The organism is Sphingopyxis sp. (assembly GCF_035998905.1).
In the GTDB taxonomy this organism is placed as follows: domain Bacteria; phylum Pseudomonadota; class Alphaproteobacteria; order Sphingomonadales; family Sphingomonadaceae; genus Sphingopyxis.
This window is the reverse complement of sequence record NZ_DASYHG010000015.1, coordinates 204,172-222,709: the sequence shown is the minus strand read 5'-3', so window position 1 is coordinate 222,709 and position 18,538 is coordinate 204,172. Positions and strand designations below refer to the sequence as shown.

28 protein-coding genes and 1 pseudogene are annotated in these 18,538 nt (G+C 66.4%); 4 read left to right on the top strand and 25 right to left on the bottom strand.

Translation table 11 applies throughout. The features are described from left to right. Positions 1 to 576, top strand: coding sequence for a Smr/MutS family protein (locus tag VGN62_RS06530; protein WP_327452017.1), 576 nt, complete (start codon positions 1 to 3; stop codon positions 574 to 576). On the opposite strand, the gene dapE is transcribed toward VGN62_RS06530, so the two are convergent. Then, positions 573 to 1,706, bottom strand: coding sequence for a succinyl-diaminopimelate desuccinylase (gene dapE, locus VGN62_RS06525; RefSeq protein WP_327452015.1), 1,134 nt, complete (start codon positions 1,704 to 1,706; stop codon positions 573 to 575). The two genes, VGN62_RS06530 and dapE, sit on opposite strands and share 4 nt — an antisense overlap. A gap of 96 nt (positions 1,707 to 1,802) precedes the next feature. On the opposite strand from dapE, the gene VGN62_RS06520 reads away from it, so the two are divergent. Beyond that, positions 1,803 to 2,270, top strand: a complete 468-nt coding sequence (locus tag VGN62_RS06520; protein ID WP_327452013.1) for a cupin domain-containing protein — start codon at positions 1,803 to 1,805, stop codon at positions 2,268 to 2,270. On the opposite strand, the gene VGN62_RS06515 is transcribed toward VGN62_RS06520, so the two are convergent. The 24 genes and pseudogenes from VGN62_RS06515 to VGN62_RS06400 all read right to left on the bottom strand — a co-directional run bounded on the left by VGN62_RS06515 (position 2,267) and on the right by VGN62_RS06400 (position 16,552). Next, positions 2,267 to 2,911: a hypothetical protein gene (locus VGN62_RS06515; protein WP_327452011.1), complete on the bottom strand. Its 645-nt coding sequence runs from the start codon at positions 2,909 to 2,911 to the stop codon at positions 2,267 to 2,269. The genes VGN62_RS06520 and VGN62_RS06515 overlap by 4 nt on opposite strands. Positions 2,912 to 2,981: 70 nt before the next feature. Further along, a complete protein-coding gene (locus VGN62_RS06510; RefSeq protein WP_327452009.1) occupies positions 2,982 to 3,653 on the bottom strand; it encodes a glutathione S-transferase family protein in 672 nt (223 codons plus the stop codon). Positions 3,654 to 3,701: 48 nt separating this feature from the next. After that, positions 3,702 to 4,364, bottom strand: coding sequence for a ribosome biogenesis GTP-binding protein YihA/YsxC (gene yihA, locus VGN62_RS06505; RefSeq protein WP_327452007.1), 663 nt, complete (start codon positions 4,362 to 4,364; stop codon positions 3,702 to 3,704). 110 nt (positions 4,365 to 4,474) lie between these two features. After that, entirely contained in the window at positions 4,475 to 6,232 is a 1,758-nt protein-coding gene (gene yidC / locus VGN62_RS06500; protein ID WP_327452005.1) for a membrane protein insertase YidC, read from the bottom strand. Positions 6,233 to 6,275: 43 nt separating this feature from the next. Continuing rightward, positions 6,276 to 6,488: a membrane protein insertion efficiency factor YidD gene (yidD, locus tag VGN62_RS06495; protein ID WP_039570339.1), complete on the bottom strand. Its 213-nt coding sequence runs from the start codon at positions 6,486 to 6,488 to the stop codon at positions 6,276 to 6,278. After that, positions 6,485 to 6,832 (bottom strand): ribonuclease P protein component, encoded by a 348-nt coding sequence (gene rnpA, locus VGN62_RS06490; RefSeq protein ID WP_327452001.1) that lies wholly within the window; start codon positions 6,830 to 6,832, stop codon positions 6,485 to 6,487. Before rnpA ends, yidD begins: the two co-directional genes overlap by 4 nt. Positions 6,833 to 6,861: 29 nt before the next feature. Further along, positions 6,862 to 6,996 carry a 50S ribosomal protein L34 gene (gene rpmH, locus VGN62_RS06485; RefSeq protein ID WP_054586364.1) on the bottom strand — a complete coding sequence of 45 codons (135 nt, stop codon included), beginning with the start codon at positions 6,994 to 6,996 and terminating at the stop codon, positions 6,862 to 6,864. Between the two features lie 101 nt (positions 6,997 to 7,097). Next, positions 7,098 to 7,448, bottom strand: a complete 351-nt coding sequence (locus VGN62_RS06480; protein WP_327451991.1) for a hypothetical protein — start codon at positions 7,446 to 7,448, stop codon at positions 7,098 to 7,100. Positions 7,449 to 7,513: 65 nt separating this feature from the next. After that, positions 7,514 to 8,290 carry an alpha/beta hydrolase gene (locus tag VGN62_RS06475; protein WP_327451989.1) on the bottom strand — a complete coding sequence of 259 codons (777 nt, stop codon included), beginning with the start codon at positions 8,288 to 8,290 and terminating at the stop codon, positions 7,514 to 7,516. A gap of 85 nt (positions 8,291 to 8,375) precedes the next feature. Next, complete coding sequence (locus VGN62_RS06470; protein WP_327451987.1) at positions 8,376 to 9,029, bottom strand: glutathione S-transferase family protein; 654 nt, start codon at positions 9,027 to 9,029, stop codon at positions 8,376 to 8,378. Continuing rightward, positions 9,029 to 9,481, bottom strand: coding sequence for a hypothetical protein (locus VGN62_RS06465; RefSeq protein ID WP_327451984.1), 453 nt, complete (start codon positions 9,479 to 9,481; stop codon positions 9,029 to 9,031). The genes VGN62_RS06470 and VGN62_RS06465 overlap by 1 nt, the downstream gene beginning before the upstream one ends. Continuing rightward, positions 9,468 to 9,980, bottom strand: coding sequence for a VOC family protein (locus VGN62_RS06460; protein WP_327451982.1), 513 nt, complete (start codon positions 9,978 to 9,980; stop codon positions 9,468 to 9,470). The genes VGN62_RS06465 and VGN62_RS06460 overlap by 14 nt, the downstream gene beginning before the upstream one ends. A gap of 29 nt (positions 9,981 to 10,009) precedes the next feature. Further along, positions 10,010 to 10,807, bottom strand: a complete 798-nt coding sequence (locus tag VGN62_RS06455) for a VOC family protein (RefSeq protein WP_327451980.1) — start codon at positions 10,805 to 10,807, stop codon at positions 10,010 to 10,012. Positions 10,808 to 10,829: 22 nt separating this feature from the next. Next, entirely contained in the window at positions 10,830 to 11,546 is a 717-nt protein-coding gene (locus VGN62_RS06450; protein WP_327451978.1) for a DUF899 family protein, read from the bottom strand. 24 nt (positions 11,547 to 11,570) lie between these two features. Beyond that, positions 11,571 to 11,870 (bottom strand): DUF6958 family protein, encoded by a 300-nt coding sequence (locus VGN62_RS06445; RefSeq protein ID WP_327451975.1) that lies wholly within the window; start codon positions 11,868 to 11,870, stop codon positions 11,571 to 11,573. Continuing rightward, complete coding sequence (locus VGN62_RS06440; protein ID WP_327451973.1) at positions 11,867 to 12,418, bottom strand: hypothetical protein; 552 nt, start codon at positions 12,416 to 12,418, stop codon at positions 11,867 to 11,869. The genes VGN62_RS06445 and VGN62_RS06440 overlap by 4 nt, the downstream gene beginning before the upstream one ends. 158 nt (positions 12,419 to 12,576) lie before the next feature. Further along, the gene (locus tag VGN62_RS06435; RefSeq protein ID WP_327452297.1) at positions 12,577 to 12,981 is read right to left on the bottom strand and encodes a DUF1428 domain-containing protein; all 405 of its coding nucleotides are present in this window, start codon (positions 12,979 to 12,981) and stop codon (positions 12,577 to 12,579) included. A gap of 18 nt (positions 12,982 to 12,999) precedes the next feature. Further along, positions 13,000 to 13,296, bottom strand: a pseudogene (locus VGN62_RS06430) (DUF1428 domain-containing protein); the annotation flags it as partial. 32 nt (positions 13,297 to 13,328) lie between these two features. After that, positions 13,329 to 14,003: a glutathione S-transferase family protein gene (locus VGN62_RS06425; RefSeq protein WP_327451971.1), complete on the bottom strand. Its 675-nt coding sequence runs from the start codon at positions 14,001 to 14,003 to the stop codon at positions 13,329 to 13,331. A gap of 25 nt (positions 14,004 to 14,028) precedes the next feature. Beyond that, positions 14,029 to 14,703 (bottom strand): glutathione S-transferase family protein, encoded by a 675-nt coding sequence (locus tag VGN62_RS06420; protein ID WP_327451969.1) that lies wholly within the window; start codon positions 14,701 to 14,703, stop codon positions 14,029 to 14,031. A 2-nt stretch (positions 14,704 to 14,705) separates the two neighbouring features. Further along, the gene (locus tag VGN62_RS06415; protein WP_327451967.1) at positions 14,706 to 14,924 is read right to left on the bottom strand and encodes a DUF4287 domain-containing protein; all 219 of its coding nucleotides are present in this window, start codon (positions 14,922 to 14,924) and stop codon (positions 14,706 to 14,708) included. Further along, a complete protein-coding gene (locus VGN62_RS06410; RefSeq protein WP_327451965.1) occupies positions 14,921 to 15,337 on the bottom strand; it encodes a DoxX family protein in 417 nt (138 codons plus the stop codon). The genes VGN62_RS06415 and VGN62_RS06410 overlap by 4 nt, the downstream gene beginning before the upstream one ends. Before the next feature lie 24 nt (positions 15,338 to 15,361). Next, positions 15,362 to 15,796 carry a VOC family protein gene (locus tag VGN62_RS06405; RefSeq protein ID WP_327451963.1) on the bottom strand — a complete coding sequence of 145 codons (435 nt, stop codon included), beginning with the start codon at positions 15,794 to 15,796 and terminating at the stop codon, positions 15,362 to 15,364. A 69-nt stretch (positions 15,797 to 15,865) separates the two neighbouring features. Continuing rightward, positions 15,866 to 16,552 carry a TetR/AcrR family transcriptional regulator gene (locus VGN62_RS06400; protein WP_327451961.1) on the bottom strand — a complete coding sequence of 229 codons (687 nt, stop codon included), beginning with the start codon at positions 16,550 to 16,552 and terminating at the stop codon, positions 15,866 to 15,868. A gap of 162 nt (positions 16,553 to 16,714) precedes the next feature. On the opposite strand from VGN62_RS06400, the gene VGN62_RS06395 reads away from it, so the two are divergent. Continuing rightward, positions 16,715 to 18,223, top strand: a complete 1,509-nt coding sequence (locus VGN62_RS06395) for a YifB family Mg chelatase-like AAA ATPase (protein ID WP_327451959.1) — start codon at positions 16,715 to 16,717, stop codon at positions 18,221 to 18,223. Beyond that, a complete protein-coding gene (locus tag VGN62_RS06390) occupies positions 18,223 to 18,534 on the top strand; it encodes a DUF1905 domain-containing protein (RefSeq protein ID WP_327451956.1) in 312 nt (103 codons plus the stop codon). Before VGN62_RS06395 ends, VGN62_RS06390 begins: the two co-directional genes overlap by 1 nt. Positions 18,535 to 18,538 lie beyond the last annotated feature (4 nt).

The window sequence follows — 18,538 nt, the reverse complement described above, 5'->3', positions numbered from 1 at the left end:
ATGCCGCGGCGCCTCGATCCCGACGAAAGCGCGCTGTGGAAGAAGGTCGCAGCGACGGTAAAGCCGCTCGCCAAGGCGAAGGCACCGCTCGCGCCCGTCGCGCCGCCGACCGTCAAACCGCCCAAACCGACCCCGCGCAGCACCTCCGCACCTGCCGCGCCGCCGCGGGCCCCCGCTAAATTGCCGCCACCGCGGAGGACGCATCAGGCCGCGACGCTCGACGGCCATTGGGATCGCCGCCTGCGCAAGGGGCTCGTGCGCCCCGATCTCAGCATCGACCTCCACGGGCACACGCTCGCCTCGGCGCAGGCCTTGCTCGATGACGCGATCGGGCGGGCGTTGTTGCGCGGTGCGCGCGTGTTGCTGGTGGTCGCGGGGCGGCTGCGCCCCGGCGCCGACCGCTTGCCGCAGATGCACGGCGACCCGCGCCCGCGCGGCGCGATCCGCGCCTCGCTGCCCGACTGGCTCGCTTACTCGCCCTACGCCGACCAGATCGTCGCGCTCCGCCCCGCGCATATCAGCCACGGCGGCGCGGGGGCGGTTTATGTGATCTTCAGGCGCAGCCGCGAGGACTAGAGGAAGACGCGCATCAATATGCCGCGATAGATCGCAGTCAGCTTGTACAGATCCTCGACGGCGACCGCCTCGTCGAGCTTGTGCATCGTGGCGTTGGTCAGCCCGAATTCGACCACCGGGCAGAGCGCGTGGAGGAAGCGCGCGTCCGACGTGCCGCCCGTCGTCGACATTTCGGGGCGCACGTCGGTTTCGGCATGGATCGCCTCGGCGACGAGTTCGGACAGGTCGCCCGGCGGGGTGAGGAAGGCTTCACCCGAAATCTTGCCCAGTACCTTGGCACCCGGCTCGACGTCGTGCGCAAGACGCTCGATCATTGCGACGAGATCGGCGCCGCGATGCCGGTCGTTGAAACGGATCGACAGCCGCGCGCGCGCCGAGGCGGGGATTACGTTGGTCGCGCCATTGCCGACGTCGATGTCGGTGAATTCGATGTTCGACGGCTGGAACCAGTCGGTCCCGGCATCGAGGCTCACCGATTCGATCGCCGCCAATATCTTCACCAGCTTCGGGATCGGATTGTCGGCGAGATGCGGATAGGCGACGTGGCCCTGCGTCCCCGGCACGTCGATCCAGATATTGACCGACCCGCGCCGCCCGATCTTCACCATGTCGCCGAGCTTGTTCACCGAGGTCGGCTCGCCGACGACGATCATGTCGGGCTTCACCCCGCGCGCGTCCATATGCTCCATCAGCGCGCGCGTCCCGAAGATCGCGGGGCCTTCCTCGTCGCCGGTGATGATCAGGCTGATCGTTCCGGCTTCGGCCGGCGTCGCGGCGGCAGCGGCGACAAAAGCCGCGATCGAACCCTTCATGTCGACCGCGCCGCGCCCGTAGAGCAGCTCGCCGCGCACTTCGGGTGCGAACGCGTCGCCCGTCCAGCCCACCCCTGGCGGCACGACATCGAGATGCCCGGCAAAGCCGAAATGCTTCGGCCCCTTGCCCGCGCGCACCGCGAGCAGATTCTCGACGGGTCCGTCGGGTTCGATCCCGTCGATGAAGCGCTCGACGGTGAAGCCGAGCGGGGTCAGCGCGGCCTCGAGCGCGTCGAACACGGCGCCGGTGGCGGGGGTGACGCTCGGCGCGGCGATCAGCGCCTTGGCCAGTTCGACGGGATTGACAGGATGGGTCATGCCCGCCCTTTACGCCTTCGCACCGCGCGAAGTCGAGGCTTTGCATCGCGCGCGCTTTGTGCGAAACAAAGATAGAACAAATCCGCGAGGACTGCGATGCCCAAGCTCGATCTCGATACCATCCCGCAGACGAATACGACCGGCTATCCCGCACCGTATGATGCGCCCGTGCAGGGCCGCTGGTACCGCCGCCTTGCGCCGCCCACGGGGCTCAGCGATTTCGCCGCGAGCCACGTCGTGCTCAAACCCGGCGCCTGGTCGTCGCAGCGCCACTGGCACGACGGCGAGGACGAGATGCTCGTGATGATTGCGGGCGAGGCGGTGCTGGTCGAGGATGGCGGGCGCTGGCCGATGCGCGCGGGCGACATCGCGGTCTGGCCGAAGGGCAGCACCAACGGGCATCATCTCGTCAACGAATCGGACAGCGACTGCGTCTTTGTCGCATTGGGCGGCGGCAAGAAATACGACACCGGCGGCGGCTATTCGGACATCGACATGATGTTCACGCCCGACGGCTATTTTCACAAGGACGGCACGCCCTATCCGACGACGCGGATTCCCTAAAGAATCTGGAAGCCCAGCAGCGTGAAACGCGCGGGCGCGGTCGCATAGACGCCGTGGCCGCGCGCCTCGGCCGATCCGAAGACGAGGCCGATGCGGTCGATGTCGGCGAGCGCGGCCTCGATCGCGCCGGGGTTCGACCCGGCAGTCCGCCCCATGACCGAAATCCAGTTCGGGTCGTCGAGCGCGATGCTGATCCGGTGCTCGCCCGGCGCGATCTGCTGGACCGTCGCGGCCGGGGCGTACCAGCGATAATGTTCGAAACGGCCCTTTGCGCTCCAGCTGTCGCCGCGGCGCTGGAAATAGAGCGATACCGTCGCGGGCCGGTCCGGAGTCTCCTGCGGCACGAAGCGGGTGCCGGGCCGCGCATCGACGCGGTAACGCACGACGATGCGCGAGCGGGGCGTGACCGGGCCGGGGCGGACGGTGACATAATGGACATGCCCCGCTTCGCGGCTGCCGACCGGAAAATCGAACGACCAGCCGGTCCGCGTCGGCTGCGGGCGCAGCGGCATGCCCTGCGAATAATTCTTGCCGCGGATGATCGGCCCGATTTCCCAGCTCGCGGCGTCCTGCGCGGCGGCGGGGCTGGCGCCCGCGAGCAGGGTGAGGGCGGTCAGGGCGGTGAGGGCGCGTGTCTGCATCGGTCTGTCCTGGCAGGCTTCGGATGGCCGCGTCGTGAACGCATGGTTCGGCGCCGCGACAAGCGGCCGGTCAGCCCTCGACCGGCCCCTCGAACTTTTCGATGATCCAGTCCTCGGCCTGCGCGCCGCCGATCCATTCCTGCATGCATGGATGGCTGATCACCGCCTGCGCATAGGCGGCGGCAAAGCGCGGCAGCGGGATCGAATAGGTGATGAAGCGCGTGACGACCGGCGCGAACATGATGTCGGCCGCCGACCAGTTGCCGAAGAGGAAGTCGCCCTCGCCGCCGAAGCGCGCGCGCGACTCGGCCCAGATCTGGAAGATGCGGATGACATCGGCCTGCACTTCGGGGAGCAGTTCGGCGGCGGGATAGATGCGCCGGATGTTCATGCTGTGGTTGCGGCGCAGCGCGGCAAAGCTCGAATGCATTTCGGCGGCCATCGACCGCGCCATTGCGCGCGCGGGCATGTCGTCGGGCCAGAAGCCTTTCGTCCCGCCGGTCTTTTCGTTGAGATAATCGATGATCGCGAGGCTGTCCCACACGACGATATCGTCGCCGTCCCACAGGATCGGCACCTTGCCGCCCGACGGCGCGAACTCGTCGCCCTCGCGCCGGTTCGACCAATCCTCGTCATAGAGGGGCACGGTGACTTCCTCGAACGGCAGGCCGCTATGCTTGACCGCCAGCCAGCCGCGCAGGCTCCAGCTTGAGTAAGCCTTGTTCCCGAGGAAGAGTTTCATGCGTCGTCCTTTTGTCTCCGTCCCGCTTGCGGGAGGAGAAAGCTGACGTCAACTCTCGACCGCCTCCAGCACCGCGGTGCGCAATTCGGCGATGCCCATGCCCTTTTCGCTGCTCGTCGCGATCACCTGCGGATGCGCGGCGGGATGCTTGCGCGCTTCGGCTTCGGTCGCGGCCTGCACCGCTTCGAGTTCGGTCGCCTTGATCTTGTCGGCCTTGGTCAGGACGATGCGATAGCTGACCGCCGCGGTGTCGAGCATTTCGAGCACATCGCGGTCGACGTCCTTGATCCCGTGACGGCTGTCGATCAGCACGAGCGTGCGTTTCAGCACCGCGCGGCCGCGGAGGTAATCGTTGATCAGGAAACGCCATTTCTTGACGACATCCTTCGGCGCCTTGGCAAAGCCGTAACCGGGCATGTCGACGAGCCGGAAGATCAGCGGATTCTCGCCGACGTCGAAATAGTTGAGCTCCTGCGTCCGGCCCGGTGTCACCGAAGTACGCGCAAGCCCGTTGCGGTTCGTCAGTGCGTTGAGCAGCGACGACTTGCCGACGTTCGAACGGCCCGCGAATGCGATCTCGGGCACGCTCGGCGCCGGCAGATGCTGGAGCGCAGGCGCCGATTTCAGGAACGTAATCGGTCCCGAAAACAGCTTGCGCGCGCGCTCGGCAGTTTCGGCCGCCCGCTCGGGATCTTCAATTTCTTCATTCATACTCGGCCGTACCCCTGCGAAAGCAGGGATCCATCTCCTGTTGTTTTACTACCGAAACCACCGGAGATGGGTCCCCGCCTTCGCGGGGACACACGCCGATGAAGACGGCGCTACTTCGTCGCCACGGCCGCCTTCAGCGCCGGGAACTTGCGGTACATCCACTGCTGCTGCGCGATCGACAGCAGGTTGTTGGTGATCCAGTAAAGCAGCAGGCCCGCCGCGAACGGCGCCATGATGAACATGAACAGCCAGGGCATGATCTTGAACACCTGCTGCTGCACGGGGTCGGTCGCCTGCGGGTTCAGACGGAACTGCAGGAACATCGTGATGCCGAGGATCACCGCGAGGATGCCGATCGACAGGATCGACGGCGGGGTGAAGGGCAGGAGGCCGAACAGGTTCAGGATGTGCAGCGGGTCGGGCGCCGACAGATCCTTGATCCACAGGATGAACGGCTGGTGCCGCATCTCGATCGCCAACATCAGCACCTTGTACAGCGCATAGAAGATCGGGATCTGGATCAGGATCGGCAGACAGCCGGCGAGCGGATTGATCTTCTCGTCCTTGTAGAGCTTCATCAGCTCCTGCTGCTGCTTCTGCTTGTCGTCCTTGTAGCGTTCCTGCAGCGCCTTCATCTTCGGCTGGACGAGGCGCATCTGCGCCATCGAGCCGAACTGGCGCTGTGCGATCGGGAACATCAGCCCGCGGATGATCAAGGTCAGCGCCATGATCGCGAGGCCGAAATTGCCGAGCTGGAGGAACAGCCAGTGGAGCAGTTTGAAGATCGGCACTTCGAAAAATTCGAACCAGCCCCAGTCGATCGCGTTCGACAGGCGGGGGATTCCCTGTTCGTCCTGATATTTCGACAGGATCTCGACTTCCTTCGCGCCGGCAAAGATGCGGCTGGTCGTCGTGACCTGCTTGCCGGGCGCCACCTGCGTGAAGTCGCGCGCAAACAACGTCTGGTAATTGTTCGCCGCGGGCGAGCTGATCGCCGCGGTCACGCGCTCGCCCTTTGCCGGGACGATCGCGGCGAGCCAATATTTGTCGGTGAAGCCGAGCCAGCCTGCCGAATTGTAGCGCACGGTGCGGTTCGGGGCTTCCTCGACATCGTCATAATCGGTGTCGAACACCGACTTGCCGTCGAGATAGCCCGTCGGGCCGATATGGATCGTCCAGCTGTCCTGTTCGTGCGGATCGGTCGGCTTGCCGAGGCGGTCGATCAGCGCAAAGCTGCTCGCGCTCACCGGCGCGGTACCGGTGTTGGCGATCGTCTGCTTCGCGGTGATCAGGTAATCGGCGTCGATGCTGTACTCGATGCGGAAGGTCTGGCCGGTCGTGTTCGCCCAGCTCAGCGTCACCGGGGTCGCCGGGGTCAGCTTGGCTCCGGTCGCGGTCCAGACGGTATTTGCGTTCGGGACCGCGATGCCCTGCGCCGCCCAGCCGATGCTGGCGAAATAGGCGGCCGACGTCCCGCCCGGCGCGAACAGGCGCACCGCGGGCGAATCCTTCTTGATCGTCTGGCGATATTTGGTGAGCGTGATGTCGTCGATGCGCGCGCCGACGAGGTTGATCGACCCCTTGATCTCGGGCGTTTCGATCGGGATGCGGTTGCCCTCGGCCAGCACGGCATCGACCGGGCGGATCGCCGTGCTCACGGGCGCGGCGGGCGCACCGGGGGTCGGCAAGGCGCTCGGCTGGCCCTGCGCTGCCGGGGTGGCGGCGGGCGCGCCGTTGGCGCCGGCGACCGTCTTGGTCACATCGGGCTTGTCGGGCGTCGGAAAGAATTTCTCCGAAACGAAGTTCCAGCCGATCAGGATGGCTACCGACAGCAAAATCGCCGCGATCATGTTACGCTTGTCGTCCACGCTCTTCGGTCTCTCTTCGTCTCAAAATGTCGGGGATGGCGCCTTACGGCACCGGGTCGTGGCCGTGGCCGCCCCAAGGATGGCAGCGCAATAGCCGCTTTGTCGCCAGCCAGCCACCCTTGATCGCACCATGGCGCTGGAGCGCGGTGATCGCATAGGCGCTGCACGATGGCGAATAGCGGCAGGTCGGCGGAAGGATGCGCGAGGGGCCGATTTGCCATCCCCGCGCGATCAGGATGAGCAGCTTGGCGATCATGACGCTTGCGCTGCGAGCTTCTTCGCCGCGCGCTTCAACGCCGAATCGAGATGCTCGCCGAGTTCGGCAAAGACGATGTCGTTGCCGCCCGGCCGGCCGATCAGCACATGGTCGGCGCCGGCGATTCCCGATTCGGGGAGCGCGGCGCGCGCGAGTTCGCGAAAGCGCCGCTTCATCCGGTTGCGCGTGACGGCGTTGCCGACCTTCTTGCTGACGGTATAGCCGACGCCCAGCGAATCGTCGCCGTCGCCGCGCTGGCGGACGAGCAGGACAAAGCCGGGCATGGGAAAGCGAAGGCCGCGATTGGCGGCCAGGAATTCGCTGCGTTTTGAAAGCGTTCGCACCAGTGTGACTGGCGCAGAAGCGTCAGCGATCAGGCCGACAGCTTCTTGCGGCCCTGGGCGCGGCGGTTGGCGAGAACCTTGCGGCCGCCGACAGTCGCCTTGCGGGCGCGGAAACCGTGGCGACGCTTGCGAACGAGGCGGCTCGGTTGATAGGTACGCTTCATCGCGGTATCCCCAAATTCTCTTTAAAGGCTCTAACAGAAAAGGGCCGCCAAACGTGGGCGGCCACTGATGGGGGCGCGGATAAGCGAGAGTCGGGGCAAAGTCAATCGTCATCGCGGCGGTTTTCCGGTGCCTTGCCGCGAAATGCCGCGGACTTCATCGCATCGAGTGCCGCGCGTTCGCGCTTTCGTGCCGCGCTCGCGCGCTGCATCACGCGGTCGGTCCATGCGGCATAGCGCGGGTGGCGCCATTTGAAGCGGACATAGATGCGCTTCGCCCACGCGCTGTTCTGCAGGCACAGCATCAGGCCGAGCGGGAAGAGGATGATGAAGCCGGGGCCGGGCAAAATTCCGACGATCGGCGAGATCGCCATCATCACGACGCCGAGGATGAACAGCGCCAGCCGGACCTGCGCGGTCGATCGCAATCGCTGATAAAGGCTCCGCTTCGCCATGGAGGGCGATGTGGGGGAGGCGGCGGCGTGTTACAAGGCTAAAGCAGCGCTGACGCGCTGCGGCGTCAATTCAGCGTGACGAACCGCGCCATGTCGTCGCGCGTCAGGTAGCGGACGTCGTCGAACGGCGTCGCGTTGGTCAGCGCGTAAAAGGCGCGCGCCTTCGCGGCGTCCATGCCCATTTCGCGGTAATAGCCCAGATATTCGGCGTGGACCGGATCGCTCGCCGGATAGTCGTTCGCCTCGCGCCCATATTCGTCGGCCCAGCTATGGACGCCGAACTCGGCGTCGGGCGCGGCGCGGCGGGTCACCCCGGCAAGCCACAGCTCGACCGCGCCCGAACGGATCGATCCGCCCGCGGGAACGACGGTCTCCATGCCCTGCCGGCGAACAGCGCGCGCGAGGATCAGATTGGCTTCCTCGTCGAGGCTGCCCGGGCAGTCGACCATTTCGAGCCGCTTGAGCCCCGGAAAGGCCGCGAGCATCGCCGCGAACTGGCGCGGGGTTGCCGAGGTGACGTCGCCCGCCATGCGGACCGTCGTGGCGTCGATCACCGAAAAGGGACCATAGGTCGCTTTCGCATGGCCGAGCGTCGCGAGCGCTGCGTTCGGCGCATAGCGGCGCGTAGCGGCGAAATCGGCATCTTCGGCGAGCGCTTCGTCATCGAGGAGCGCGGCGCCTTCGTCGCTATAGTCGGCGCCGTCGCCCGTATCGTCATAGGTCCACGTCACCGTCGTCGTCGTGACGGTCACGACCTGCTGTGCATGCGCCGGCGCGAACGCCAGCACCGCTGCGAGCGCGGCGACGACGAGCGTACGAACGAAGGCGGACGGCGAAACCATGCGTCCGCCTTCGCGCGTGCGCGCCTATCAAATGGCGAACAGGCAGCGTCAGCGGGCCGTTAACCCCGTTTCGGCACGCTCGCGCTCAATCGCGGTCGGGCGCGCCGAGCGGGAAATAGCCGCGATAGGGGCGCGCATCTTCGACGCAGCGCGAAACCGTCGGATGCGCGAGCAGCCGCGCGCGATAGGCACGCAAATTCTCGTATGTGTCCGGGATCTGGTAAACCCAGTCGGCATAGAAGAGCGACGGCGCTGCCGCGCAATCGGCGAGGCTGAAACCATAGGCAGTCGCCCAGCCGCCGCCCGCCAGCTCCCTGTCGAGCCAGGCGTAGACGGTCTCGAGCGTAGTCTCGACCTGCTGCCTGATCGCGGGAATATCGGCGCCCGCGTCGCGCAGTACTGCCGCCACGAGCGCCTGCATCCGGTTCATCACATGATTGTCGAAAATCCGGTCGAAAAAGCGAACCTTCAGCGCTGCCTCGAAATCCTGCGGGATCAGGCGTGGCTCGGGAACGAGGTGGTCGAGATATTCGATGATGATCGACGATTCGAACCAGGGCACGCCGTCGTGGACGAGCAGCGGGAACTGCCCGACCGGCCAGTGCGCCCTCAGCTCGGGCATATGCTCGGGGAATGCCGGATCGACCGAGCGATAGTCGAATTCGATCCCCTTCTCGTAGAGCGCGATCAGCACCTTCCATGTGTAGGAAGAAAAGGGGTGGCCATAATAGATCAGCATCAATTGCCATCCTTGCGTGTCAGCCAGGCGAGCGGCCAGCCGACGAAGAAAATGTGCGGGAAGAGCGCGATCGCACCCTTGGCGAGGTCGGTCGGCGGGAAGGGCGATCCGAAGCGCAGCGGCAGCACCACGCCGTTCATGATGACATAGAGCAGCAGCCCGTAGAGCGTGCCCGTGAGCCACCACGGCCACGTCGTCAATGCGGTCCAGCGCCGCGCGACAAAGAACCATGCCGCGACCATCGCGCCCATGATCGCGAAGTGCGTGACGAGGCCCGCGATATCGCCGCCGATGCCCCAGCCGCGCGCCGCGTCGCCGAACGGCCCGCTCGCCACCGCGTGGAGCATCGAGGAGACGGTGCCGCCCTGCAAGACGCTCGACACCGCCGCATAGACGATGTCGAGCGTGCCGCAGAGCAGCCAGGCGAAGAGCGCCGGGCTACGCCGCGCCAACGGCTTCGCCCCGCACCGCGGCCTCGATCTTTGCGATGTCGATCTTCTTCATCGTCATCATCGCCTCGAACGCGCGTTTCGCGGCCGCGGGGTCGCCGCCCATCGCCGCGTCGGTCAGCGCGCGCGGTGTGATCTGCCAGCTCAGCCCCCATTTGTCCTTGCACCAGCCGCACATGCTTTCCGCGCCGCCATTGCCGACGATCGCGTTCCAGTAGCGGTCGGTTTCTTCCTGCGTGTCGGTATGGACCTGGAAGGAAAAGGCCTCGCTATGCTTGAAGGCAGGGCCGCCGTTGAGCCCGACGCACGCTATGCCGAGCACGGTGAAGTCGACCGTCAGCACCTCGCCTTCCTTGCTGCTCGGATTGTCGCTCGGCGACCGGTGGACCGCGCCCACGCTGCTGTTCGGGAAGGTTGCGGCATAGAAGTTCGCGGCCTCCTCGGCGTCCTTGTCGTACCAGAGGCAGAGGCTCACCGGTTGGCTCGTCGGTTGTTTCGTCATCGTCTCTCTCCTTGTCTTCCTTGGGGGGATTATGGCTTGCGCGGGCCGACGAAGCCGATCGGCGCGCCCTGCGGGTCGATCGCGTTCATCGCATATTCGCCGCCCGGGATTTCCATCGGTTCGTTGGTGATCGTGCCGCCGTTCGCGGTCACCGCGGCGTGGGCGCGGTCGATGTCGTCGACGCCGATGTAGACATTCCACGCCGGCGCCGGATAGCCCTCCATCAACGGCATCACTGCGCCCAGCCCGACGTCGCCGCGCTGGATGAAGCGGTACGCGCCGAGTTCGCCCATCGGCATCTCGCCTTCCTGTCCCCAGCCGAAATGCTTCTTGTAAAAGGCGATGGCGGCATCGGGATCGCTCGTCGCGAGCTCGTTCCAGCGCACATGTTGCGCCTCGGTGACCGAGAAGACGTCGCTTTCCATGCCCTCCATGCCTTTGGGGGGGATGGGCTTCATGACATAGAAGACCGCGCCCTGCGGGTCCGATACCATCGCAATCCGGCCGACGGGCAGGTCGGTCGCGGGCATATGTACCGTGCCCCCGTCGGCCTTGATCGCGGCGATCTTGGCATCGACATCGTCGACATCGAGATAGCCCATCCAGCCCGGCCGCGCGCCGCCGGCGAGCATGTCGGCGTTGAGCGCGAGCACCCCGCCGGCATTGCCGCCGTCGGCGCGGCCGATCATGCGGTAATCGACGTCGCCCGCCGCCGGATCGGGCGTCGCCGCGATGGTCCAGCCGACGACCGCTCCATAAAAGCGCGCCGCGCCTGCGGGGTCGGGGGTCATCAGTTCGTACCAGATGAAGTTCGATGCTGCGTTCATCGTCGCTCTCCTCGGTTGGGTGTCAGTAAGTCAGGCTGGGGAACCAGTCGCCGCGCCCCTCGGGCGTCATGTCGAGCAGGCCCCACAGCGGGTCGACAAGGTCGCCCGCGCGGTGGTGCTGGCCGGGATCCTCGGGCGCATAGGCCATCTCGCTCGCCCAGACGTGGCGGACGCGCGCGCCGTCCTTGCGAAAGACGTTGAAGATCGTCTCGTCCCAATTTTCGCCGGGTTTCACGCCATGTTCGGCGCGCTTGGCGTCGGTCAGTTTCGACGTGTCGCCGAAATAGTCGGCCGAATAGCGGCCCTCGACGTCGGACAGGAAGGTCAGGTGCGGCCAGCGGCGATCCTTCGCCCAGGCTTCGAGCCGCGCGATCGGCGACTTGGCGACGACATAGAGCGGCGCACGCTGCCCGACATGGCGCGCGCTGCCGTCGATCGCGTCGAGCATATGCGTGCAACCGTTGCACGGCTTGTCGCGCTCGGACCCGAACATGAAGCTTTGCAGGATGATGCTCGGCCTGCCCGCGAACAGCTCGGACAGTTTCACGCGCTCGGGCCGCTGGAAGGCGCCGATCCGCTCGAAGCTGTAATCCTCGGGCACTTCGCCGCCGGGCGGCAGCGCGCGGCGCTTCGCCGCGACCGCCTCGATCTGGCGGCGCAGCGCGATCTCGTCGGCGAGCAGTTCGGCGCGCGCGGCGCGATATTCGGGGCTTTCGCCGGGGAAGGACAGATGTTCCATGGCTTGGCTTCCTTCTGGGTCCGTTTATAGCCGGTGCAGCCGCAGCGGCTTCACATTTTCGCGCGCGATCAGCCCACGCGCCTCAAGATCGAGCTGAACGCCCTTCAACCACCAGCCCGCCTTGGCGCCGCCGGGGAACAGCGTGTCGGGCAGCAAGGGCAGCACGCGCGCCTTGATCTCGGCAACGGTCAGTCCGGGCGCGGCTGCGGGCACCGAGGCGAGCAGCGCGCCACGCATCGCGTCATATTTCGCCTTTTCGACGCGCACGACATGGCCGGGGCTCGTCGCATTGAGCATCTCGACGCGCTCGATGGCCTCGCTCACCCCGCATATCCCTTCGTCGCTTCGATCGCCGGCGCGCGAAAACCCATCGCGGCCCATGCGGTCAGCAGCCGCCACATGAACTTGCCCGACGGCGTTCGGTAATTGGGGATATCGTCGGGCAGCTCGACGCCTTCGGGCCGGTCGCCGACGATCGTCCGCATCTCGGCCGCCGGGCGCTGATCCTCCGGGATGCGCCCCGAATAGATGCTCAGCCAATGCCCCTTGGTGAATTCGAGCGCGATCGGGGTGTTGCAGCAACGCGCGACGAACCGCCGCGTCGGCGAATCGGGTTTCAGCCGATGTTCTTCGAGGCGGTCCGCCCCCGACAGCCATAGGAGCCGGTCCTTGCGGACGAGCAGATAGGGCGTGCCGCCGTCGGCGCCAACCACCGCGGGCGCTCCGGGAACGGCCTCGAAGCCGTGGCCCGCCGTCTGGCAGCTATGGCAATAACAGGTCGCCGCCATGATCGGCTTGCCGGTGAGTTCGAGCGCCACCGTTCCGCATTGGCACGATGCGGTGCGTGTTTCCGTTTTTTCCGTGCTGGGCATTGGTCTCTCCTTTGATCCTCCCTGTGGCGAAGCCATGGGGAGGGGGACCGCCGCGAAGCGGTGGTGGAGGGGCTGCAACGGTGCGTCATCGCCCCTCCGTCAGCCCTACGGGCTGCCACCTCCCCATGGCCTCCGGCCACAGGGAGGATATCCGCCAGCTAGGCCTCGACGATCGGGGCGAAACCGCCGTAGATCATCCGCGCGCCGTCGAAGGGCGTGTTGTCGGGATCGGGCTTCATTCGCTCGTCGGCCATCATCTTTTCCCAGCCGGCGGTGCGCGCTTCCTTGCTCGGCCATTCGACCCAGCTGTAGACGACGCTTTCGCCGTCCTTCTTGTGCGCCGCGCGCGCATAGTCGGTGACCTTGCCGTCGGGGACATCGTCGGCCCACGCCTCGACGACGCGCGTCGCGCCATAATCGCGGAACACTTCGGAAGCCTTTTGCGCCAGCGCGCGATAGGCGTCCTTGTTGCCCTCGGGCACGGGCACGACATAGCCGTCGACGTAAGCGGTCTGGCCCGCGGCGCGGTCGTCGACGATCGAATCGAAGCCGCCGATGATCATGCGCTTGCCGTCGAACGGCATCTCGCCGCCCATCGCCGCCATGCGCGGGTCGCTCATCATCTTCTCGTTCGCGGCGTCGCGCGTCGCCCGGTCGGGATATTCGAACCAGCTGAACACGACGGTCTCGTCGTCCTTCGCCTGCACCGCGCCCTTGAAATCATTGACCTTGCCGTCGGGGACATCGTCGCCCCAGCATTCGACCATGCGCGCGACGCCGAATTCCTTGAACAGATGGGCCGCGTCGGCGGCGTGCTTGCGATACGCTTCCTTGTTGGCGGTCGGCACCGCGACCACAAATCCTTCTACATAGGTCATCTTGTCTCTCCTTGGGGGGGTGGGAGGGGGTTTCAGGCGGCGGGCGGTCCCGCTTCTTCGCTGAAGGCGGCCAGCTGCGCGTCCATCGCGCGCTGGAAGGCGGGGCGGGCGAGGCAGCGGTCGAGATAGGCCTGCAGCCGCGGCTGCTCGGCGATGAGGCCGGCCTCGACGGCTTCGCGCAGCACGGTGGCCATCGCGATGTCGGCGACGGTGAATTCGCCCGTCAGATACGCCTTGTCGCCGATCGCGTCGTTGAGGCGGCCGAGCCGGCCCTGGATGAATTCGATCAGGCTCGGACGGCGCAGCTTCGCCCATTCTTCTTCGGTCGAGAAAATATCGACATTGCCGAGTTCGAACAGCATCGGCTCGACGCTGTTATAGGCGGCGAACAGCCAGGCGAGCGTGTTGGCGCGCGCCTGCGCGTCGCGGGGCATCAGCCGCGCATCCTTCTCGGCGAGGTGGAGCAGGATCGCACCGCTTTCGAACAGTCGGATCCCGCCGTCGTTGAGTACCGGCACCTGCCCCCACGGCTGGAACAGGAAATGGTCGGCGGGGCGGTTGATCGCACTGATCAGATGTTCGGCATAATCGAGCCCGATTTCCTCGCACGCCCAACGCGGGCGCAGGTCGCGGACATAGCCGCGCGCGAAATCGGGCACCCAGTCGAAGGCGGTGACTTCGATCTTGCTGTCGGGGTTCACAGGCATGGCGATCTCTCCTCGGTTTCGGGGGTCAGGCAGGTTGTGGTTCGCTGACAGCGCAGTCGGCCAGATGCGCCGCCATGGCGCTTTGAAAGGCGGGGCGGGCTTTGCCGCGCGCGACATAGGCGGCCAGATTGGGGTGCGGCGCCAGCAACGCCGGATTTGCGTTGCGGAGCACATCGATCATCACGATGTCGCCGATCGAAAAACGATCTTCCAGCCAGTCGCGGTCGCCGAGTGCCTCCGATAATCGGGACAGCCGCTGCTCGGCAAAGGGTTTCGCCGCTTCGATGGCACCGGCGAGCCAGTCGGTGCCCTGTCCCTTGACGGTCAGCACGACCAAGGTCTGGATCATCGGCTCGACGCTGTTGAGCGCGGCGATCATCCAGCTGATCGCGCGCCCGCGTCCTTTTGCATCGCGCGGCAACAGGCGCGCGTCGGCTTCGCCGATGTGGATCAGGATCGACCCCGTCTCGAACAGGGTCAGATCACCCTCCTTGTAGACGGGAACCTGCCCGAACGGTTGATCGGCAAGATAGGTGGGTGTCTTGTCCTCGAAAATGCCGCCGATCAGCCGCGTGCGATAGGGTCGGCCGATTTCGTCGAGCGCCCAGCGAACCCGGATGTCCTTGATGCGGCCGTAGGCGAAATCCGGCACCGATCGGTAGGCAGTGATTTCGGGTGCGGCTTCAGGTCGGGCAGACATGATCAGTTCCTCTTCCCTTTGATCCAGGCGACGATCGACATCGCGTGGCCGTGGCCCAGGTCGTAATCATCCTTGAGCCAGTCGATGATCGCGCCGGCTTTGACGCCCGGAGCGAGCCCGTTTTCGTCGGCGAGGCCCTTGCCGATCGCGATGCTTTTCAGCGCGTCGGCCGATTGGCCGGTCTTGGCTTCGACATTGTCGATATAGGCCTGAAAGCTCATGCGGCCGCTCCCGCCCGAAACGGGATCATCGCGCGGACGCGGGGATCGCGCAGCCACAGGCCGCCCCACAGCATCAGCCCGAGGTAGACGCCGAACAACATGTGGCTGAACAGCGGGTTGCCGACGCGCACCTGCGTCGCGATGGCGCCGCCGAGATAGCCGGTGATCAGGATCGCGCCGAGGATTGCGGTACGCGGCCAGATATGAAGCAGCGTCGGGATCAACAGCAGGATCGCCAGCAGGTACATCGTCTCGATCTTGGGCGGCCAGCCGAGGTTCGGCGGGCCGTTATCGATTGCGAACTGCGGCGCGACGAGCTTCAATCCGGCGTCGAAGAGCAGGAAGAGGATCACAAGGCCGCTCAAAATGCGGCCGGCGATCAACTGGCCCTTGGTGGGGGTCGTGTCGGTCATCCTCTTCCTCCTCCCTTATGCCTATTATGCGGTCGCTTCGGCGGGCTCGCCGGCGGGGATGGCGGTCGGGTCCATCCACATCACTTCCCAGATATGGCCGTCGGGATCTTCGAAGCTGCGGCCGTACATGAAGCCGAAATCCTGCGTCGGGGTGGGGTCGGCCTTGCCGCCCGCCTTGACCGCCTTGTCGACCTGCCCGTCGACATCCGCGCGGCTGTCGGCCGAGACGCAGAGCAGGACCTGCGCGGTGGTGTGCGCGTCGGGGATCGCCTTCGAGGTGAAGGTCGCCCATTTTTCATGCGTCAGCAGCATGACGTGGATCGACCCTTCGGTGACGACCATGCACGCTGCGGTTTCGTCGGTGAAGGCCGGGTTGTTCACCGCGCCGACCGCTTCATAGAAAGCTTTCGACTTGTCGAGGTCGGTCACCGGCAGGTTCACGAAAATCATCTGGGGCATCTCTTCTCTCCTTGGGGTGTGTTGCTTGAAGTCAGCGTGCGCGGCGCGCGGCGGCAATTACCTGTCGCATCATGGCGTGCCGCCGGCGCCGAACAGCATCCGGACATAACGCTTCAGATGGGTGACGGTGCCGCGCGCAATCGCCGGATCGTTCGTCGTTTTGGCCAGGACGAAGGCGCCCTGCAGAACCGACTGGACATGCTGCGCGAGGCCGAGCGCGGTAATGTCGTCGGGCACGCCGTGAATGTCGATCGCGGCCTGGATGTCGGGGGTGAGCGCCTGGCAATAGGCGTTGATGCTCGCCTCGCACGCCGCGCGGATGCGGTCGTTCGTGGCGTAGGCTTCCTGCACCATCGTACCGACGAAGCAGGTGTAATCCTCGGTCGGGCCGTCGAGCATCGACAGGCGGAAATCGATATGACCGAGCAGGCGATCGAGCGGGTCCTCCAGCCGGACATGCGGCGGCAGTTCGAACATCGGGCGCGCGCGGTCGGTCCAGCCTTCGGCGGCGGCGACCGCGAGGTCTTCCTTCGATGCGAAGTGATGGAAGAAGGCGCCCTTGGTCACGCCCGCGGCGGCGCAGATCTGGTCGACCGTCGTCGCCGAATAGCCCTGCTTGCGCACCGTGGCGTGCGCCGCCGCGATCAGCCGCGCCCGGGCGCTGCCGCGCGGGGCGCGGGCGTCCGGGGCGCCGCCGCCCGCCGAGGGGACGCGGGCGGCGGCTGCGGGGATCGAGGGGGGCTGATTCGTCGTCATGCGAATCGACATACCGACTAGTTGGTATGTTGTCAAATCGACGCCGGCATCCGCGATGTGCGCGATGATCGAGAAGTTGCGAAAAGACTCGACCTTCCCGCCACTTCGCCTAAACAGGGCATTGGAACAAAGGGGGCACATCGGTGCAGTTCCGGGGGGAATATGGTCGCAGTCGTCTCAACCACGGCCTATCTCGGCATCGACGCGCGCGGGGTCGAGGTGCAGTGCCAGATCACGCCGGGCGTACCGCGCTTCGTCGTCGTCGGCCTGCCCGACAAGGCGGTCGGCGAAAGCCGCGAGCGCGTGCGCGCCGCGATGGCGGCGATCGGCCTGTCGCTTCCGCCCAAGGTGATCACCGTCAACCTGTCGCCCGCCGACCTGCCGAAGGAGGGGTCGCACTACGACCTGCCGATCGCACTCGCGCTTTTGGGCGCGATGGGGGTGATCGATCCCGAGACGCTGGCCTCTTACGTCGTCGTCGGCGAACTCGGACTCGACGGGCGCGTGGCGCCGTCGCCCGGCGTGCTGCTTGCCGCCATCCATGCGGGCAGCGTCGAGCGCGGGCTGATCTGCCCCGCGGCGCAGGGGCCGGAGGCTGCGTGGGCGGGAAATGTCGAGGTCCTCGGCGCGCCCGACCTCCTGTCGCTGCTCAATCATTTCAAGGGCCATGCGTTGCTCGCGCCGCCGGTGCCGGGCGAGGTCGACATGCCGGCACGCGCCGCCGACCTGGCGCAGGTCAAGGGGCAGGAGACCGCGAAACGCGCGCTCGAAATCGCCGCGGCGGGAGCGCATAATTTGATGATGTCGGGGCCGCCCGGCGCGGGCAAGTCGCTGATGGCGGCGTGCATGCCCGGCATCCTGCCTGATCTGACTCCGGCCGAGGCGCTCGAAGTGTCGATGATCGCCTCGGTTGCCGGGAACCTCGAGGGTGGGCGCCTGATTCGGGCACGCCCCTTCCGCAGCCCGCACCATTCGGCCTCGATGCCCGCGCTTGTCGGTGGCGGCCTGCGCGTTCGGCCGGGCGAGGTCAGCCTCGCGCATCTCGGCGTGCTCTTCCTCGACGAGCTTCCCGAATTCCAGCGCGGGGTGCTCGATTCGCTACGCCAGCCCCTCGAAACGGGCGAAGTCAGCGTCGCGCGCGCCAACGCGCATGTGACCTTTCCGGCGCGCGTCCAGCTCGTCGCGGCGATGAACCCGTGCCGCTGCGGCCACCTCGGCGATCCCGCGCTCGCGTGCAGCCGCGCGCCGCGCTGCGCCGCCGATTATCAGGCCAAGCTGTCGGGGCCTTTGCTCGACCGCATCGACCTGCACGTCGAGGTGCAGGCGGTGAGTGCCGCCGACCTTGTCCTGCCGCCGCCCGCCGAGGGCAGCGCCGAGGTCGCGGCGCGCGTTTCGGCGGCGCGCGACGTCCAGACCGCGCGCTATGCCGGGCGCAAGGCGCGGACCAATGCCGAGATCGACGGCGACCTCCTCGAAGCCGTCGCGACGCCCGACGAGGCGGGGCGCCAACTGCTCGCGCAAGCGGCCGAGGCGATGCGGCTTTCGGCGCGCGGCTATACGCGGATATTGCGTGTCGCGCGGACGATCGCCGATCTCGCCGGCGCCGAGGACGTCGGCCGAATCCATATCGCCGAGGCGTTGAGCTATCGGCGGCAGGCACCGAGGAACTGATGTCCGTGGATGACGCGATCGTCTTCGAAGCCGCGATTATCGAATGGCGCGGTCCCGCCCCCTTCCTGTTCGCCTCCGTTCCCGACGAACATGTCGGCGCGATCCGCTATGCCGCGATGACCGAGAGCTATGGCTGGGGCGTCGTTCCCGTCGTGGCAAGGGTCGGGAACAGCGAATTCGCGACCTCGCTTTTCCCGCGCGACGGAAGCTATCTGCTCCCGATCAAGGTTGCGATCCAGAAGGCCGAACGTGTCGGACTGGGCGACAAGGTGATGGTGCGGATGCGGGTCAGCCGCCCCGACCGGCGCTGAACTC

Bases quoted from the DNA above. Each gene is read 5' to 3' on its own strand.
- VGN62_RS06530 (WP_327452017.1), top strand. From the start codon at position 1: ATGCCGCGGCGCCTCGATCCCGACGAAAGCGCGCTGTGGAAGAAGGTC.
- dapE (WP_327452015.1), bottom strand. From the start codon at position 1,706: ATGACCCATCCTGTCAATCCCGTCGAACTGGCCAAGGCGCTGATCGCC.
- VGN62_RS06520 (WP_327452013.1), top strand. From the start codon at position 1,803: ATGCCCAAGCTCGATCTCGATACCATCCCGCAGACGAATACGACCGGC.
- VGN62_RS06515 (WP_327452011.1), bottom strand. From the start codon at position 2,911: ATGCAGACACGCGCCCTCACCGCCCTGACCGCCCTCACCCTGCTCGCG.
- VGN62_RS06510 (WP_327452009.1), bottom strand. From the start codon at position 3,653: ATGAAACTCTTCCTCGGGAACAAGGCTTACTCAAGCTGGAGCCTGCGC.
- yihA (WP_327452007.1), bottom strand. From the start codon at position 4,364: ATGAATGAAGAAATTGAAGATCCCGAGCGGGCGGCCGAAACTGCCGAG.
- yidD (WP_039570339.1), bottom strand. From the start codon at position 6,488: ATGATCGCCAAGCTGCTCATCCTGATCGCGCGGGGATGGCAAATCGGC.
- rpmH (WP_054586364.1), bottom strand. From the start codon at position 6,996: ATGAAGCGTACCTATCAACCGAGCCGCCTCGTTCGCAAGCGTCGCCAC.
- VGN62_RS06480 (WP_327451991.1), bottom strand. From the start codon at position 7,448: ATGGCGAAGCGGAGCCTTTATCAGCGATTGCGATCGACCGCGCAGGTC.
- VGN62_RS06475 (WP_327451989.1), bottom strand. From the start codon at position 8,290: ATGGTTTCGCCGTCCGCCTTCGTTCGTACGCTCGTCGTCGCCGCGCTC.
- VGN62_RS06470 (WP_327451987.1), bottom strand. From the start codon at position 9,029: ATGCTGATCTATTATGGCCACCCCTTTTCTTCCTACACATGGAAGGTG.
- VGN62_RS06460 (WP_327451982.1), bottom strand. From the start codon at position 9,980: ATGACGAAACAACCGACGAGCCAACCGGTGAGCCTCTGCCTCTGGTAC.
- VGN62_RS06455 (WP_327451980.1), bottom strand. From the start codon at position 10,807: ATGAACGCAGCATCGAACTTCATCTGGTACGAACTGATGACCCCCGAC.
- VGN62_RS06450 (WP_327451978.1), bottom strand. From the start codon at position 11,546: ATGGAACATCTGTCCTTCCCCGGCGAAAGCCCCGAATATCGCGCCGCG.
- VGN62_RS06440 (WP_327451973.1), bottom strand. From the start codon at position 12,418: ATGCCCAGCACGGAAAAAACGGAAACACGCACCGCATCGTGCCAATGC.
- VGN62_RS06435 (WP_327452297.1), bottom strand. From the start codon at position 12,981: ATGATCATCGGCGGCTTCGATTCGATCGTCGACGACCGCGCCGCGGGC.
- VGN62_RS06425 (WP_327451971.1), bottom strand. From the start codon at position 14,003: ATGCCTGTGAACCCCGACAGCAAGATCGAAGTCACCGCCTTCGACTGG.
- VGN62_RS06420 (WP_327451969.1), bottom strand. From the start codon at position 14,703: ATGTCTGCCCGACCTGAAGCCGCACCCGAAATCACTGCCTACCGATCG.
- VGN62_RS06415 (WP_327451967.1), bottom strand. From the start codon at position 14,924: ATGAGCTTTCAGGCCTATATCGACAATGTCGAAGCCAAGACCGGCCAA.
- VGN62_RS06410 (WP_327451965.1), bottom strand. From the start codon at position 15,337: ATGACCGACACGACCCCCACCAAGGGCCAGTTGATCGCCGGCCGCATT.
- VGN62_RS06405 (WP_327451963.1), bottom strand. From the start codon at position 15,796: ATGCCCCAGATGATTTTCGTGAACCTGCCGGTGACCGACCTCGACAAG.
- VGN62_RS06400 (WP_327451961.1), bottom strand. From the start codon at position 16,552: ATGACGACGAATCAGCCCCCCTCGATCCCCGCAGCCGCCGCCCGCGTC.
- VGN62_RS06395 (WP_327451959.1), top strand. From the start codon at position 16,715: ATGGTCGCAGTCGTCTCAACCACGGCCTATCTCGGCATCGACGCGCGC.
- VGN62_RS06390 (WP_327451956.1), top strand. From the start codon at position 18,223: ATGTCCGTGGATGACGCGATCGTCTTCGAAGCCGCGATTATCGAATGG.